Source organism: Dyella flava, from assembly GCF_016904955.1.
Classification (GTDB): domain Bacteria; phylum Pseudomonadota; class Gammaproteobacteria; order Xanthomonadales; family Rhodanobacteraceae; genus Dyella_B; species Dyella_B flava.
This window is the reverse complement of record NZ_JADIKE010000026.1, coordinates 57,032-71,580: the sequence shown is the minus strand read 5'-3', so window position 1 is coordinate 71,580 and position 14,549 is coordinate 57,032. Positions and strand designations below refer to the sequence as shown.

Sequence of the window (14,549 nt, the reverse complement as noted above, 5' to 3'; positions counted from 1 at the left end):
GCTTTTCACCCTTCCCGCTTCCCTCTACGATTTCCCGCTCTTAATGCAGCCATCCGCCGATCACGATCAACGCGACCACGCTCAGCCAGGCGAGCAATGCACGTAGCAGGGCATCACGCAGGCGGCGAAGTTCGTGCAGCGGATCGGTGCGTTCTTCCGCGTAGCCGTCACCGCCTTCGACATCGGTAAGCACATCGGCTCGCGCGGCCGCGCCCAGAAAGGCCGGGCTGGAGAGATACCAGCTATTGGGGGCGGCCTGCTGGTGCCAGCGGCGCCATGCGCCGATCACGGCGTCCCAATGCCCGACCAGCGCCAATGTGAAAACCATCAATTGTGCCGGCAGCCAGTCGAGGCCGTTGGCGAGATAACCGGCTGATGCGCGCGCGCCGGCATCGAGGGCCAGCGAGCTGTCATGTCCAAGTTGCCGTGCCAGTCGATAGAGCAGGGCGCCGGCCGGGCCGAGCACGAAAAACCAGAACAGCACGCCAAAGCGACGGCGCAGCGCGCCATAAGCAGTTGCTTCGCCGAGATCCGCCGTCGTCCAGGCGATGGTTTCGCAATCCTCGCAGAGTTCTTGGGCGGCGGCTTCGCGGCTCTGTTGATCGGGCGCCTTGAGAATGGCCTCGATGGCCGCCTCGAAAGCCTGCGGACCAAACGAGAACAGCAATACCACCAGCCCAAATGCCAGCTGTAGCAGCGCCGCCAGCGGCAAGCGGTGCAGCATCCAGGCAATCAGCGCGCACGCGGCGACCGGTGCCAGCACCGTGAACAGCACACGTGCCATGCCGTTGGTATCGGCAAGTTGATGGACCCAGCGCCGGAAGCCGGCATCGCCACGCCAATGCGCAAGCTGTGGCTGCAGATGCAGCAGTCCGAGAGCGATCAGCGCAGCAAGCAGGCGAATAGCCATGAAAACGGACTCCGTGGGATGACGCATTGTATGCGAGGGATGGGAGCCTGATCAGGCCCCGTCCCGACACATCAGTGCGCGCGCTCGATCAGCGAGTCCAGGTCCAGGCCTGCGCGCTCCCGCAGCCAGTGCGAGATCAGTTGATAGGACACGGACAGCCGGGTCGGTGTGGCGAGGCTGCCGTCGGCCAGCCCATCGATGATTTGCTGCGGCGTAAACCAGCGCGCATCTTCCAGCTCGCCATCGCGCAGGCGGATCGCTGGGGAGATCGCCGTGGCGGTGAAGCCCACCATCAAAGAAGCCGGCAGCGGCCAGGGTTGCGACGAGTGATAGTGCACATCGCCGACGATCACGCCGGATTCTTCGGCGACTTCGCGGCGAACGGCATCTTCCAGGGCTTCGCCTGGTTCGATGAAACCCGCCAGCGTGGAGTAGCGTCCTGCGGGCCAGCTGGCCTGACGGCCGAGCAGGCAGGCGCCTTCGTATTCGACGATGACGATGACCGCGGCGTCGGTACGCGGAAAGTGCACATGTCCGCAGGCGGGATTGGTGCACTGTGCGCGGTGGCCCGACGACACCAGCTTGAGTGGTGAGCCGCAACGCGCGCAGAAGCGTGTCTCACGTTGCCAATGGGCCAGCCCTTTGGCGTACGCAAACAGGCCCGCTTCATCCGCGGCCAGCAGCAGGCCGGCCGCGCGCAGGCCCATGCGGCGAGCATCGAGTGCGGACTCCAGCTCGGCGTGGTCGTGGCGCTCGTCCAACAGCAGCATGAAATGCGGCTGTCCGTCGGCGATGCCGAGCAGGCTCCACGAGGCATCGGGCAGCAGGCGCTCGCGCTCACCGGCATCGAGCCAGCGCAGGGCTTCCTGCTGGTGGTGCAGGTAGGCATCGCCAGCAGGATCGAGCAGCAGGTAGCGGGCGTCTGCCGAACCGGCTTTCGCGGTCACCCAATCGACATCATCGCGTTGTTCGGAAACGCGATCGAGTATCAGGCTGAGTCCGGCGAAGGTGTTGAGGTTCGTCGACGCCATCCGTTGGTCAACCGCTCAGGTGGAGAACGATGAGCCGCAGCCGCAGGTGGTCTTGGCGTTGGGATTGCGGATGACGAACTGCGAGCCGCTCAGGTTTTCGGTGTAATCGATCTCTGCGCCGGTGAGGTATTGCAGCGACAGGGGATCGACCAGCAGGGTGACGCCTTCGCGATCCAGCGCGAAATCGTCATCCGCACGCGCTTCGTCGAAGGTGAAGCCGTACTGGAAGCCCGAGCAGCCGCCACCGGTGATGTACACGCGCAACTTCAGCTCAGGATTGCCTTCTTCCTGGATCAGTTCGTGCACCTTGCGGGCGGCAGCCTCGGTAAAGACCAGCGGAGCGCCGGCCTGGCGGTAATCGGGGATGGCGAGGATGGTTTCCATGGCGCGGAAATGGGGCTGATACAGGGTGGACTCAAGCATATCAGCTGCAAGTCGATGGCCATCGGCCCCCTCCACGTCTTATTCAGGCTGTCGCGGGCTCCGGGCGCATCTCCGGCGCCGGCAGCTCGCGCTGGACATGACCCTCGCCCTGGTGCGCCATGCGGCCATTCACCTGCGCGCCGGAGGTCATTTCCAGCGAATTGTAGCGAACGTCGCCGGTCACGCGAGCCTGCGCGGCCAGTTCCAGCCGCTCGCTGGCGTAGATGTCACCCGTGACCTGGCCGTTGATCATGGCGTGCGGCACGCGCACCTCGCCTTGCACGTGGCCGTGTTCGCTCAGGGTAAAGAGCGCGTTGGGGCCTTCCCCAAGCACGCAGCCTTCGATGCGGCCATCTAGATGCAGCGTGCCAGAGAAGCGGACGTCACCGCGAATGGTCGTGCCATGCGCAATCAGGCTGGTTTCGGCGTTGCGGGGTGCCTGTTCGTTACGTTTACGGCTGAGCATCGGTATCCCCCTGGGAGTTGGTGACTGGGCTGGATAAGGCGTCACTCCAAGCGACAGCACGGGTGACGGGGTCGCCATTCTCCGGCTGGACTGTGACGTGCAGACGAGTGGGCCGAAAATCGGCCGGCAACGCGATGGTGGTGTGCAACTGCTGGAAATAGCGGAACCTAAAGGGAATGCCATCCTTTTCGGCGGCATCTCCCAGGGTAGGCCAATCCAGTTGCACCACTTTGTTGTTGCTCAGTCCTTCCACGCTGACCGTGGTGGTGCCGCTGGTGTCGTCATCGCGCTTGATGTTTTGGGTGAGGCTGATGGCGAGGTTCCATGCTTGCGAGTGCGGTACGGGTTGCAGAGATACCTCTTGTACCTTCAGCCCTTCGCGTTGCGCGTCGCCGCCCACCAGTCGCGAATAGAAACTGAGATCCGCGCGCAGGCCGCTGATTTCTTCATCGCGTTGTGAAATGGTTTCGCGCAATGCCTTGGTCGCAACATCGGCAACTTGTTCCGAACGTTGCAGATCGGCGACCTGTTGTTTCAGATCCCCATTTTCGGCGGTAAGTGCGCGCAGCTCGCGTCGATCCGAGATGCGCGGCACCACGCCTTTCCATGCGCCGATTGCCAACGCAACCATCAATCCAACCAGCAGCATGCTGCCGAGCCACGCCAGTCCGAACCACAACAAGCGACGACGCTGACTGGCAGCGTCGTGTGGGCGTACGACGTAGCGCGGTGGTGGGCGGGAAGCCATGCGCGGCCTTTCCGGGAAAGCGGAGGGTATAGCCCGGCTGTGACGAGACCGTCAAGGAATCGTCGCGTGCTTTGTGTCGGCGTTCGCTTTGCTGCGCTGCGGGGTGTGCGCTTTTAACCTTGAACAGGTTGTTGAGAAACAATCTGTTAGCACAGGCAGAGGATGGCTCGCCACGAATCCGGCACCGTAAGTACCTGATTCGCGGAGCCGGGTTCGGACATGCATCGAACTCAGCACGCGGGGAAAGTGCGGGCGCGCAGGGAGCGCACTAACTATGTGCTCGGCTTCGAGGCGCGAAGAAAGCACGCCTCTGTATCTTGTGAATGTCAGCTTTCCATCTTCGACTGGAGATAACGTTCCGAGCCGATATCCTTGACCAGGCTGAGCTGGGTTTCCAGCCAGTCGATGTGTTCTTCTTCATCATGAAGAATGTTCTTGAACAAATCGCGGCTGACGTAGTCGGCAATGCTCTCGCAATATGCGATCGCCGCACGCAGATCTTTCGTCGCAGCCATCTCCAGGTCGAGATCGCCGTGGATGCACTCGATCACATTTTCGCCGATGCGCAATTTGCCCAGATGTTGCAGATTGGGCAGGCCTTCCAGGAACAGGATGCGCTCGATCAGTCGGTCGGCGTGCTTCATCTCGTCGATCGATTCCTTGTACTCGTGTTCAGCCAGCTCCTCATAGCCCCAGTTCTTGAACATGCGGTAATGCAGGAAGTACTGGTTGATGGCCGTCAGCTCGTTGTAGAGCACCTTGTTGAGGAACTCGATGACCTTGGCGTCACCCTTCATGGCTGCTCTCCGGACGTTGGCTGAAGTGGAAACTATACGGATTCTGCCTCCGCCATGGAGTATTGCGAACCGTTTGCAGCGGCAAACAAAAAACCACCGGGGTCAGCCGGTGGTTTTCAAATCTGTACGCAAGAAGGGGTCAGGCGGCGACCAGGATCGGCAGGTCCAGTGCTACCTGTACCACGGCCTCTTCCAGTGTGGTGCGGGCCTCGGCCTCACAGCAGCCGCAGCAATCCGCGCAGCCCGTGCGGTTCTGTAGTTCGGCGAACGTTCGCACGCCGTCAGCGGCAGCGCGACGGATATCGTGGTCGGTAATGGCGTTGCACAGGCAAATGTACATGCCGCGCATTTCAACGCGAATGCGAATGATTGTCAACTAATGTTCGCTTAACGGCGAGCCTGACCGTCAGGCGGCCTGCCGCCGGCCACGGTTGCCGCGTGGTTGCGGCTGTGGGCCGAGCTCGATGCTCAGGATGGTCTCCACCAGCGGGGCGAAATGGCGTAAAGCCCGGTGGTAGACGTCACGCTTGAAGTTGACCACATGGCCGGCCGGGTACCAGAAATCCACCCAGCGCCACAGGTCAAATTCCGGCTTCTCGCACGCATCCAGGCGCAGTGCATCCTCGCCACCGACCAGTTTCAGCAGGAACCAGACCTGCTTCTGGCCAATGCAGGTGGGTTGCTGGTGATGGCGGATATAGCGGCTCGGCAGCTTGTAGCGCAGCCAGCCGCGGGTGCTGGCCAGCACCTCGACATGTTCGGGGGAAAGACCGGTTTCTTCCTGCAGCTCCCGGTACATGGCTTCCAGCGGGGTCTCGTCGCTGCGCATGCCGCCCTGGGGGAACTGCCAACCGTCGCGGTGGATGCGGCGCGCCCAGAACAGCCGGCCGTCTGCATTGAGCAGCACGATGCCAACATTCGGACGGTAGCCATCAACGTCAATCATCCAACCTCCTCGGGCCAGGTCGGCGCTCGCCGCCTTGACGTGAGCGCATTTGACCCGAGATCGATTCAACCACAGCCTACAAACCCGGAGCAAGCCAACCACTTGAACCGCAAGGGCGACACGATTAAACTGCCGCGCCCCGCCTGAATCCAGCCGATCCGGCTTCCCCCAGGCGACGCACGCACCCCATGGCTATGTAGCTCAGCCGGTTAGAGCACAGCACTCATAATGCTGGGGTCGGTGGTTCGAGTCCACCCATAGCCACCATTTGTCCGCACACCTTCCAGAACCCTGATTTCAAGGGTTTTTATGCGGACCCTTGGCCAGTTCGGCCCACCTGGTTGCCACTTTGTTCAATTCGCCAGAGGCTCGACGGCTGGTTGACGAACACCGAATGCGGCGCCCGCTGAAGCCGCGACAATGGCCGTGATGGCCACCCACTGCTGCGTATCCAGCCGTTCCCCCAGAAATGCTGCCCCGGCCAGTGCGGCAATGGCTGGTTCGAGGCTTAGCAATACGCTGAAGGTGCGGGCCGGCAGGCGGGTCAGCGCGATCATCTCCAGCGAATAAGGGAGTATCGAGCTCAGTATCGCTACGCCCAGTCCCAGTGGCAGCAACGCTGGTGACAGCAAGGCCGTGCCTGCGTGTGCAAATCCCGTCGGAACGGCCAGCAATGCACCGATGGCAATGCCCAGTGTCACCGCGTCCCCGCCATGGCTGGCACCGGCTTTTTGTCCAAACACGATATATAGGGCCCAGCCCACGCCTGCAGCGAGTGCATACAACACGCCTATCGGATCCAGTGCATGAGCTTGTCCGCGTAGCGGCAGCAGCAGAAGCAATCCGATCACGGCAAGTACGATCCAGGCGAAATGCGATATCTGGCGCGAACTGAGCACGGCGATCGCCAGCGGACCGGTGAATTCGATCGCGACCGCTATGCCAAGCGGAATGGTGCGCAGCGCCATGTAAAACACCAGGTTCATGGCGCCCATCGACAATCCGTAGCCCCACAGCGCGCGCCAACTGGTGCCGCTGCGCAGATTGCGCCAGGGGCGCCGCACCACCAGCAGGATCAACGCTCCCAGCCCGAGCCGGAACGCGGTAGCGCCTTGTGCGCCGACCAGTGGGAACAACTGCTTGGCGATGGCCGCACCACATTGGTACGACGTCATGCTGACCAGCAATGCACCGACTGCCAGCAGTACCGGGGCGTAGGACGAACGTGGGGACATGTTGTAGCTGCAAGCACGTCAAGGGATGTAGACATGATGCCGATATGTCAGCGGAAAAGCTTGCTCCCATCGTGATCTTGCTGACATGGGGTGGCAGCAGACTTTAGCGATGGGAATGAATGCGTAGAGTCATGCAAGGATCTCTATACATTTGGTCATAAGGAAATTTTCACCGCATGAATCTGGCCCTCTTCGATTTCGACGGCACCATCACACGTAAGGAAATGCTCGCTGACTTCATGCGCTTTGCAGTATCGCGTCGTCGTCGGATGTTGGGTGCGCGGTTTTTCTGCCGATGTGGGCGGGCTACAAGCTCGGTTTGGTTTCAGGCAACACGATACGCGCCAGTGTCGTGAGTTTCGGCTTACGCGGCATGTTTGCCGATCATGCCAAGGAGATGGGACGGCGTTTTTCCGAGGAAGTGCTCCCCGACGTACTGAGGCCGATGGCCATGGAGCGCATTCAATGGCACCTGGCGCAGGGCGACAAGGTGATGGTTGTGTCCGGCGCGCTGGATATCTATCTGGAACATTGGTGCCGCGGGCAAGGGCTTGATTTGATCTGTTCGCGCCTCGAAGTAGCGGACGGCTTATTAACCGGTCGCTATGACGGGTTGCAGTGTGTCGGCTCGGAAAAATCCAGGCGCGTGCGTGAGGTATGCGAACTCAAGCGATTTCCGTTGGTGTGTGCCTACGGCGACACCAAGGAAGATTTCGACATGCTCGGCCTCGCCGACAAGAAGTATTACCGCTGGCAAGAGATGGTCCAGCGAGCCCGCGTATGACAGTCCGTTTTCATCCGGCGCGACCGCTGCGGCGATTCAATCGCATAGTCCCAACGGTCATCAGATCGTGATATCCAACTTGCTACCCTGGCAGGTGGCACCTCGCGTCAAAAGGATTATGCTGATCAACCTGTCACGTGAATCCTGCGCGCTGCGCTGCACGACTGGCCGAGCGCTGCGGGCCACAGGTATGAGCATGGTCATAACATGGCTTTCTCTATGCTGATGTGCCTGCCAGATGTCGACGTTGCTGCAAGCAACCTCGCGGGCCGCGCGACCCGAATGAACGACTCGCCTCATTTCACCTAGGAGTACTGCAATGGAGCACCCAACCCACACGCTGAATGGGCTCGGCCAGAGCCTGTGGCTGGATAACATCACCCGAAGCATGCTGGGCGACGGCACCTTGCTCGGCTACCGCGAGCAAAAGAACGTTACCGGCCTGACCTCCAACCCCACCATTTTTGCCCAGGCGATCAAGACCGGGAAGGACTATGACACCTCGATCCGCGCGGCGGGGCAGGCGGAGCCGGAGACGGTGTTCTTCGGACTGGCCATCGACGATCTGCGCCGCGCCGCGGCCATCTTCGAGCCGGTGTATCAGCATACGCACGGCGTGGATGGCTGGGTGTCGCTGGAGGTTTCCCCGTTGCTGGCGGACGACACGGCCCGCACCGTCGAGCAGGCGGTCGCGTTGCACAAACAGGCGGCCGTGCACAATCTTTTTATCAAGGTGCCGGGCACACCCGCCGGTATCGACGCCATCGAAGAGCTGATCTTCCGTGGCGTGCCGATCAACGTGACCCTGCTGTTCTCGCCGGAGCAATACCAGGCGGCGGCCGAGGCCTGGCTGCGCGGCCTGGAACGTCGTCATGCGGCAGGACTGGACCTGGACGTGGCATCGGTCGCCTCCGTGTTTATCAGCCGCTGGGATGTGAAAGTGGCCGACAAGGTACCTGCTGAGCTCCGCAACAAGCTCGGCTTTGCCGTGTGCGCACAGATCTATGCCAGGTATCGCCAGTTGCTCGATTCACCGCGCCTGCAGCGCTTGCAGAATGCTGGGGCGCGCGTGCAGCGCTTGCTGTGGGCGAGCACTGGCACCAAGGATCCCAAGGCCAGCGATGTGCTCTACATCGAAAACCTGATCGCACCGCTGACCGTCAACACCATGCCGGAGAAAACCCTGCTGGCGTTCGCCGACCACGGCAAGGCCGAGCACCTGATGAGCTTGAACGACCCCAGCGTCGCCAGCACGCTGGCGCAGTTCGAGGCGTCCGGTATCCAGGTCGAGCCGCTGGCCAAGACACTTCAGCAGGAAGGCGCAGATGCTTTCGTGAAGTCCTGGCGCGAGCTGCTGGACACCATCAGCGAGCGCATAGGAGCAACTGCATGAGTGCATTGCGCGAGAAAGCGGCGTGGCTTGCACTGGAACAACATCAACCCGAACTGGCTCAACAACATCTGCGCGACTTGTTCGCGGCTGATCGCGGACGCGCCGAGCGCTATCGTGCGGAGGCGGCCGGTTGGAAGTTCGACTACTCCAGGCACCGCGTCAACGATCAGACGCTGGAACACCTGTTTGCGCTGGCACGTGAGTGCGGGGTGGAAGACCGGCGCGATGCAATGTTTGCCGGTGAGAAGATCAATATCACCGAACAGCGCGCCGTGCTGCATGTTGCCCTGCGTGCGCCGGCGCGCAAGGTGATCAAGGTCGATGGCGTCAACGTGGTGCCGGAAGTGCATGCGGTGCTCAAGCGTATGGCCGAGTTTGCCAACGCCATCCGCGAAGGGCGCTGGCTTGGCTTTACCGGCAAACCGATCCGCAATATCGTCAATGTCGGCATCGGCGGTTCCGATCTTGGCCCCGTCATGGCCTACGAGGCTTTGCGTCATTACAGTGACCGCAAGCTTCAGCTGCGTTTTGTTTCCAACGTGGATTACACCGACTTTGCCGAAGCGGTGCACGATCTTCGCCCTGAGGAAACCCTGTTCATCGTCGCCTCCAAGACCTTCACTACGCTGGAAACGATGACCAACGCGCACAGCGCGCGTGACTGGCTGATGGCTGCAGCGGGTGGTGACAAGAAGGCGGTTGCCAAGCACTTCGTCGCGCTGTCGACGAACGAAAAGGCAGTAGAAGATTTCGGCATTTCCACCGACCACATGTACGGCTTCTGGGATTGGGTGGGCGGTCGCTATTCGATGGATTCGGCCATCGGCTTGTCCACCATGATTGCGATCGGGCCGGATGCCTTTGGCGAGATGCTCGCCGGTTTCCACGCGATGGATGAGCATTTCCGCACCGCGCCGCTGGAACGCAATCTGCCGGTGATCATGGGTCTGCTAGGCCTGTGGTACACGGACTTCTTCAACGCCGAAACCGTGGCCGTGCTGCCTTATGAGCAGTATCTCAAGCGCTTCCCGGCGTACCTGCAGCAGCTCACGATGGAATCGAACGGCAAACACGTCACCTTGGATGGCAGCAACGTCGATTATCCAACCGGCCCGATCTACTGGGGCGAGCCGGGTACCAACGGGCAGCACTCGTTCTATCAGCTCATCCATCAGGGCACGCGACTGATTCCCTGCGATTTTGTCGGTTTCGCACAATCGTTGAATCCATCGGGTCGCCACCATGATCTGTTGATCGCCAATGTCATTGCACAAGCTGAAGCGCTGGCTTTCGGCAAGACGCTGCAACAGGTCAAGGATGAGGGCATCAGCGATGAACTGGCGCCGCATCGTGTGTTTGAAGGGAATCGTCCCTCCAGCCTGTTGCTGGCCGATCGCCTTACGCCGGCTGCGCTTGGCAGCCTGGTCGCGCTGTATGAGCACAGCGTGTTCACTCAGGCGGCGATCTGGAACATCAATCCCTTCGACCAGTGGGGCGTGGAGCTTGGCAAGCAGTTGGCGCTGCGTGTGGTGGATGAAATCGAGTCGCCACGCAAACCGCTCAATCACGATAGCGCCACCAACGCGACGATTGCCTGGTATCGCAAAGCACGCCGCAAGACCTCGGGCAAAGAGAGTACGCCGGCAGTTGCCGCCAAATCAGCACATCGCGTGCTGGTGATCGATATCGGCGGCAGTCATGTCAAGGCGATGCTCAGCGGCAATCCGCGCGAGGTGGCGATCAAGTCCGGCCGCACTTTGACCCCGGATGCGATGATCAAGCAATTGCGTCCGGCGATTCGTGGCTGGAAATACGATGCCGTGAGCATCGGTTATCCCGGACCGATGCTGCACGATCGCATTGCTCGCGATCCGCACAATCTTGGCAAGGGCTGGGTGTGCTTCGATTTTGCCAAGGCGTTTGGCTGCCCGGTCAAGATCGTCAATGACGCGGCGATGCAGGCACTGGGTAGTTACGAAGGTGGCCGCATGCTGTTTCTCGGTTTGGGCACCGGTCTTGGCACCGCTTTTATCGTCGACGGCATCGTTGAACCGATGGAGCTGGCGCATCTGCCCTTCAAGAAGGGCACGTTTGAAGACTATGTCGGTGCGCGTGGACTCAAGAAACTCGGCAAGAAGAAGTGGCACGCCCATGTTGTCGAGGTGATCGAGCAATTCAAGGCGGCGCTGGAGCCCGACTACATCGTGCTGGGTGGCGGCAATGTGCGGCAGCTTGAGCAATTGCCCGACGATGTACGTCGCGGCGACAACCATAACGCCTTTGCCGGTGGATTCCGTTTGTGGGAGAACAAAACATGAGTGCAGGAAAAGCACAGGCAGAAAAACTGCAGCTGGGCTTTGTCGGTCTGGGGCGCATGGGGCTGAACATGGTTCGCCGCATGCAGCAGGCCGGTATCGATTGCGTGGTGTTTGATACCAACCTCGATGCACGCAAGGAGGCCGCCGGCTACGGCGCAACGGCAGCCCAATCCATTCAGGATCTGGCCGACAAGCTCGAAGGTCCACGTGCCGTATGGTTGATGCTGCCGACGGCGGTGGTCGACGCCGTGCTCGATCAGCTGGTGCCACTGTTGTCTGCCGGCGACACCATCATTGATGGCGGTAATTCGCATTATGTGGAAGACCTGCGTCGCGCCGCCGAGCTGGGCAAGCATCAGATCATGTACGTCGACGTCGGCGTCAGCGGCGGCGTTTGGGGGCGCGAACGTGGTTATTGCCAGATGATCGGCGGCCCCGAACAGGCCTTCAAGCGACTCGAGCCGGCCTTTGCCGCGTTGGCGCCGGGCTTCGAGGCGGCGCCGCGCAGCGAAGGTCGTAGCGGTGATCCAACACCCGCTGAAAAGGGTTATCTGTATTGCGGTCCCAGTGGCGCGGGCCATTTCGTGAAGATGGTTCACAACGGCATCGAGTACGGCCTGATGGCGGCGTATGCCGAAGGCCTCAACGTGCTGAAGAACGCCAATGCCGGCAAGCAGAAGCGCAGTGCCGATGCGGAGACGTCGCCGCTTGAGCATCCGGAGCGTTATCAGTACGACTTCCCGGTCGGCGACATCGTGGAACTGTGGCGGCGCGGCAGCGTAGTGGGTTCATGGCTGCTCGATCTCACCGCGTCCGAGCTAAGCCGCGATCCATCTCTGAAGGATTACACCGGCCGTGTTTCTGACTCCGGTGAAGGCCGCTGGACGGCACAGGCTGCAATCGATGAAGGGGTGCCGGTGCCGGTACTTACCGCGGCGCTGTTCGGGCGTTTCACCTCGCAAGGCAACGAGCTGTATGCGAACAAGGTGATGTCCGCGATGCGTCATGCATTTGGTGGACACCACGAAATCAAGACCGGCAACAAGGATTGATCCATGACTGCCACCACGCTTGTGATTCTGGGCGCCAGCGGTGATCTCACCCAGCGTTTGTTGATGCCGGCGCTCTATCGCCTGCATGCGTTGGGTCTGACGCCAGGTCTGCGCATTGTCGGCTATGCCAAGGAAGCGTGGAGTCGTGAGTATTTCGAACGGCATATCCATAAAGCGCTGCAGGCGTTTGCGCCGGACTTCAAGCCGGCGCAGTGGAACCGTTTTCGTCGCCAGCTGGATTACGTAGGCGGTGAATTGCAGGCCGATCAGCTTGCTGCGCTCAAGGACAAGCTAAGCCCGGCGAGCATGTTCTACCTTGCGTTGCCGCCGCCGCTGTTCGGCATGGCCGCGACGGCACTGGGCGAGGCGGGTTTTTCGAACAGTCCGCGAGGTGGATGGCGACGCCTGGTGGTGGAAAAGCCCTTCGGCACCGATCTGGCCTCGGCCGAGGCGCTGCGCGAGCAGATGCACACACACTGGGAGGAAGAGCAGATCCTGCGCATCGATCACTTCCTCGGCAAGGAAACCACGCAGAACCTGATGGTGTTCCGCTTTGCCAACCGCTTTCTCGAGCCGATCTGGAATACGCAGCACATTGCGCAGGTGCAGATCACTTATGCGGAAACCTTGGGCGTAGAACAGCGTGCGGCGTACTACGACAAGGCGGGTGCTTTGCGTGACATGCTGCAAAACCATCTGATGCAGTTGTTCAGTCTTACTGCGATGGAGCCGCCGTCGAGCTGGGATGCCGAAGTGCTGCGCGACCACAAGGTGGAAGTTTTGCGTTCGGTGGTGCCCATCACTGCCAAGACCGTTAACCAGCATGCGGTACGCGGGCAATATCGCGCAGGCACGCTCGGACGCAAGAAACTTGTCGGTTATCGCAGTGAGCCTGGCATCAAGCGCGGCTCGGATACGGAGACCTTTGCCGCCCTGCGTCTGGAAGTTGATAACTGGCGCTGGCGTGGCGTGCCGTTTTATCTGCGCAGTGGCAAGCGTCTGGCCAGTAATTACTCGGAAATCGCGGTGCAGTTTCGCGAAGTGCCGGGGCCGATTCCGCATGCTGTGCATGCGGGCAACAACTGGATGATCTTCCGCATTCGTCCCATCGAATGCATGGATCTGCTGGTCACTGCCAAACAGCCGGGCGTGAAGCTGGCAGGACGTCCGGTGACGTTGGCGGCGCCGTACGCCACGCCAAACGATCGTGAGTTTTCTGCTTACGAGCAACTGCTAATGGATGCGCTTGGTGGCGATCGCTCGAACTTCCTGCGCTTCGACGAGGTGGAGTGGGCGTGGAAAGTACTCACGCCTGTATTGGAAGCGTGGGAGAAGGGAACGCCGGATTTTTATCCGTCCGGTTCGGAAGGGCCGGAAACGCAAGCGCGATTGCTGGATCCTGATCATCATTGGCGATCCATCGCACGGAACGGTGACGGCTGAACTTGTAGCTTCGCTGCGGCGCGGCAAGGCACGGCGGTAGAATGTCGCCATGCATATCTTCAAAGTTTTCCAGATTGAGGCAGCACACCGTCTGCCGAACGTGCCTGAAGGGCACAAGTGCGCGCGCTTGCACGGTCATTCGTTTCGCGTCGAGATTCACCTGCGCGGTGAGCCCGATCCGAAGCTCGGCTGGGTAATGGATTTCGCCGACGTCAAAGCCGCCTTCGCACCGCTCTACGAGCGGTTGGACCACCACTATCTCAACGAGATCGAGGGGCTCGAAAACCCGACCAGCGAGATGTTGGCGCGCTGGATCTGGCGTCATCTGGAGCCAGTCCTGCCTGGCCTGGACAAAGTGGTAGTGCACGAAACCTGTACCTCAGGCGCGGCCTGCACCCGGGACAGCTTTTGACATAATTTTGACGCGGCGCAAAATAAATTGATTTGTCACTAACGGTTTGTGTTTATTGAACATTTTGTGACATATCGGTTTCTTAACAAAAAAGATATTGCACCGCACAAAAGACCTTGCTAGGATTCATTCCACTCTCCTTACTCCCGCTTGAGGGACAAAACCATGACGCAGCAACTGAATACCCAGATTTTTGCTTACGCCAAGCAGCTGTCCGACAACGCGTTCAAGGCGCACTCCCTGACCATCAAGGGTCTGGAGCAGGTTGCCGAACTGCAGCTGGCTGCCCTCGAAAAGCAGGCTCAGGCCACCGCCGACTTCATCGCGCAAGCTGCTGAAGTGCGTGACGTCGAAGCCCTGCGCGGCCTGTGGGAAAAGGGCACCTCGCTGAGCCGCGAGCAGGCTGAAAACGCCGTGTCCGTGACCAAGGAAGTGGTCGCCGTGGCACAGAAGACCGCCGAATCCCTCAATGCGCTCCTGCAGGAACAGCAGAAGGCCGCCAACGAAGCCGTGGCCGCTCCGGTCGCTGCGATCAAGAAGGCTGCCGCCGCCGCTGCTGCGAAGTAATCACCTTCCCGCGTATCGCGACTC

At 60.7% G+C, this 14,549-nt stretch carries 16 protein-coding genes and 1 tRNA gene; 8 read left to right on the top strand and 9 right to left on the bottom strand.

Annotation, left to right across the window (positions count from 1 at the left end; translation table 11 throughout):
- Nucleotides 1–40: 40 nt before the first annotated feature.
- From ampE to ISP19_RS03145, 8 genes are all read right to left on the bottom strand, one after another.
- A complete protein-coding gene (gene ampE / locus ISP19_RS03180; RefSeq protein ID WP_204679762.1) occupies nt 41–910 on the bottom strand; it encodes a regulatory signaling modulator protein AmpE in 870 nt (289 codons plus the stop codon).
- Nucleotides 911–981: 71 nt separating this feature from the next.
- Nucleotides 982–1,941: an NAD(+) diphosphatase gene (nudC, locus tag ISP19_RS03175; RefSeq protein WP_204679760.1), complete on the bottom strand. Its 960-nt coding sequence runs from the start codon at nt 1,939–1,941 to the stop codon at nt 982–984.
- A 15-nt stretch (nt 1,942–1,956) separates the two neighbouring features.
- Nucleotides 1,957–2,325 (bottom strand): iron-sulfur cluster insertion protein ErpA, encoded by a 369-nt coding sequence (gene erpA, locus ISP19_RS03170; protein ID WP_204679911.1) that lies wholly within the window; start codon nt 2,323–2,325, stop codon nt 1,957–1,959.
- A gap of 82 nt (nt 2,326–2,407) precedes the next feature.
- Nucleotides 2,408–2,830, bottom strand: a complete 423-nt coding sequence (locus ISP19_RS03165; RefSeq protein ID WP_204679758.1) for a bactofilin family protein — start codon at nt 2,828–2,830, stop codon at nt 2,408–2,410.
- Nucleotides 2,817–3,578 (bottom strand): DUF6776 family protein, encoded by a 762-nt coding sequence (locus ISP19_RS03160; protein WP_204679756.1) that lies wholly within the window; start codon nt 3,576–3,578, stop codon nt 2,817–2,819. Before ISP19_RS03160 ends, ISP19_RS03165 begins: the two co-directional genes overlap by 14 nt.
- A gap of 326 nt (nt 3,579–3,904) precedes the next feature.
- On the bottom strand, nt 3,905–4,375 hold the full coding sequence (gene bfr, locus ISP19_RS03155; RefSeq protein WP_204679754.1) for a bacterioferritin: 471 nt from the start codon (nt 4,373–4,375) through the stop codon (nt 3,905–3,907).
- 139 nt (nt 4,376–4,514) lie between these two features.
- The gene (locus ISP19_RS03150) at nt 4,515–4,751 is read right to left on the bottom strand and encodes a (2Fe-2S)-binding protein (protein WP_379946123.1); all 237 of its coding nucleotides are present in this window, start codon (nt 4,749–4,751) and stop codon (nt 4,515–4,517) included.
- 30 nt (nt 4,752–4,781) lie between these two features.
- On the bottom strand, nt 4,782–5,321 hold the full coding sequence (locus tag ISP19_RS03145; protein ID WP_204679752.1) for an RNA pyrophosphohydrolase: 540 nt from the start codon (nt 5,319–5,321) through the stop codon (nt 4,782–4,784).
- Nucleotides 5,322–5,511: 190 nt separating this feature from the next.
- On the opposite strand from ISP19_RS03145, the gene ISP19_RS03140 reads away from it, so the two are divergent.
- Nucleotides 5,512–5,588 (top strand) — tRNA-Met (locus ISP19_RS03140).
- Nucleotides 5,589–5,674: 86 nt separating this feature from the next.
- Here ISP19_RS03140 and ISP19_RS03135 read toward each other — a convergent pair.
- Nucleotides 5,675–6,556 (bottom strand): EamA family transporter, encoded by an 882-nt coding sequence (locus tag ISP19_RS03135; RefSeq protein ID WP_204679750.1) that lies wholly within the window; start codon nt 6,554–6,556, stop codon nt 5,675–5,677.
- A gap of 295 nt (nt 6,557–6,851) precedes the next feature.
- Between ISP19_RS03135 and ISP19_RS03130 the strand changes: the two genes are divergently transcribed.
- The 7 genes from ISP19_RS03130 to ISP19_RS03100 all read left to right on the top strand — a co-directional run bounded on the left by ISP19_RS03130 (nt 6,852) and on the right by ISP19_RS03100 (nt 14,525).
- Nucleotides 6,852–7,340: an HAD-IB family phosphatase gene (locus tag ISP19_RS03130; RefSeq protein WP_239556442.1), complete on the top strand. Its 489-nt coding sequence runs from the start codon at nt 6,852–6,854 to the stop codon at nt 7,338–7,340.
- Nucleotides 7,341–7,659: 319 nt separating this feature from the next.
- Complete coding sequence (gene tal / locus ISP19_RS03125) at nt 7,660–8,733, top strand: transaldolase (protein WP_204679748.1); 1,074 nt, start codon at nt 7,660–7,662, stop codon at nt 8,731–8,733.
- Nucleotides 8,730–11,051 carry a glucose-6-phosphate isomerase gene (pgi, locus tag ISP19_RS03120; RefSeq protein ID WP_204679746.1) on the top strand — a complete coding sequence of 774 codons (2,322 nt, stop codon included), beginning with the start codon at nt 8,730–8,732 and terminating at the stop codon, nt 11,049–11,051. Before tal ends, pgi begins: the two co-directional genes overlap by 4 nt.
- Nucleotides 11,048–12,103, top strand: coding sequence for a phosphogluconate dehydrogenase (NAD(+)-dependent, decarboxylating) (gene gnd / locus ISP19_RS03115; RefSeq protein WP_239556440.1), 1,056 nt, complete (start codon nt 11,048–11,050; stop codon nt 12,101–12,103). The genes pgi and gnd overlap by 4 nt, the downstream gene beginning before the upstream one ends.
- A gap of 3 nt (nt 12,104–12,106) precedes the next feature.
- Nucleotides 12,107–13,546, top strand: a complete 1,440-nt coding sequence (zwf, locus tag ISP19_RS03110) for a glucose-6-phosphate dehydrogenase (RefSeq protein WP_204679744.1) — start codon at nt 12,107–12,109, stop codon at nt 13,544–13,546.
- Between the two features lie 49 nt (nt 13,547–13,595).
- Nucleotides 13,596–13,958, top strand: coding sequence for a 6-carboxytetrahydropterin synthase QueD (queD, locus tag ISP19_RS03105; protein WP_204679742.1), 363 nt, complete (start codon nt 13,596–13,598; stop codon nt 13,956–13,958).
- A 165-nt stretch (nt 13,959–14,123) separates the two neighbouring features.
- The gene (locus ISP19_RS03100) at nt 14,124–14,525 is read left to right on the top strand and encodes a phasin family protein (RefSeq protein ID WP_204679740.1); all 402 of its coding nucleotides are present in this window, start codon (nt 14,124–14,126) and stop codon (nt 14,523–14,525) included.
- Nucleotides 14,526–14,549: the final 24 nt, after the last annotated feature.

Coding starts and splice junctions, on each gene's coding strand:
- ampE (WP_204679762.1), bottom strand. CDS start 910: ATGGCTATTCGCCTGCTTGCTGCGCTGATCGCTCTCGGACTGCTGCAT.
- nudC (WP_204679760.1), bottom strand. CDS start 1,941: ATGGCGTCGACGAACCTCAACACCTTCGCCGGACTCAGCCTGATACTC.
- erpA (WP_204679911.1), bottom strand. CDS start 2,325: ATGGAAACCATCCTCGCCATCCCCGATTACCGCCAGGCCGGCGCTCCG.
- ISP19_RS03165 (WP_204679758.1), bottom strand. CDS start 2,830: ATGCTCAGCCGTAAACGTAACGAACAGGCACCCCGCAACGCCGAAACC.
- ISP19_RS03160 (WP_204679756.1), bottom strand. CDS start 3,578: ATGGCTTCCCGCCCACCACCGCGCTACGTCGTACGCCCACACGACGCT.
- bfr (WP_204679754.1), bottom strand. CDS start 4,375: ATGAAGGGTGACGCCAAGGTCATCGAGTTCCTCAACAAGGTGCTCTAC.
- ISP19_RS03145 (WP_204679752.1), bottom strand. CDS start 5,321: ATGATTGACGTTGATGGCTACCGTCCGAATGTTGGCATCGTGCTGCTC.
- ISP19_RS03135 (WP_204679750.1), bottom strand. CDS start 6,556: ATGTCCCCACGTTCGTCCTACGCCCCGGTACTGCTGGCAGTCGGTGCA.
- ISP19_RS03130 (WP_239556442.1), top strand. CDS start 6,852: ATGTGGGCGGGCTACAAGCTCGGTTTGGTTTCAGGCAACACGATACGC.
- tal (WP_204679748.1), top strand. CDS start 7,660: ATGGAGCACCCAACCCACACGCTGAATGGGCTCGGCCAGAGCCTGTGG.
- pgi (WP_204679746.1), top strand. CDS start 8,730: ATGAGTGCATTGCGCGAGAAAGCGGCGTGGCTTGCACTGGAACAACAT.
- gnd (WP_239556440.1), top strand. CDS start 11,048: ATGAGTGCAGGAAAAGCACAGGCAGAAAAACTGCAGCTGGGCTTTGTC.
- zwf (WP_204679744.1), top strand. CDS start 12,107: ATGACTGCCACCACGCTTGTGATTCTGGGCGCCAGCGGTGATCTCACC.
- queD (WP_204679742.1), top strand. CDS start 13,596: ATGCATATCTTCAAAGTTTTCCAGATTGAGGCAGCACACCGTCTGCCG.
- ISP19_RS03100 (WP_204679740.1), top strand. CDS start 14,124: ATGACGCAGCAACTGAATACCCAGATTTTTGCTTACGCCAAGCAGCTG.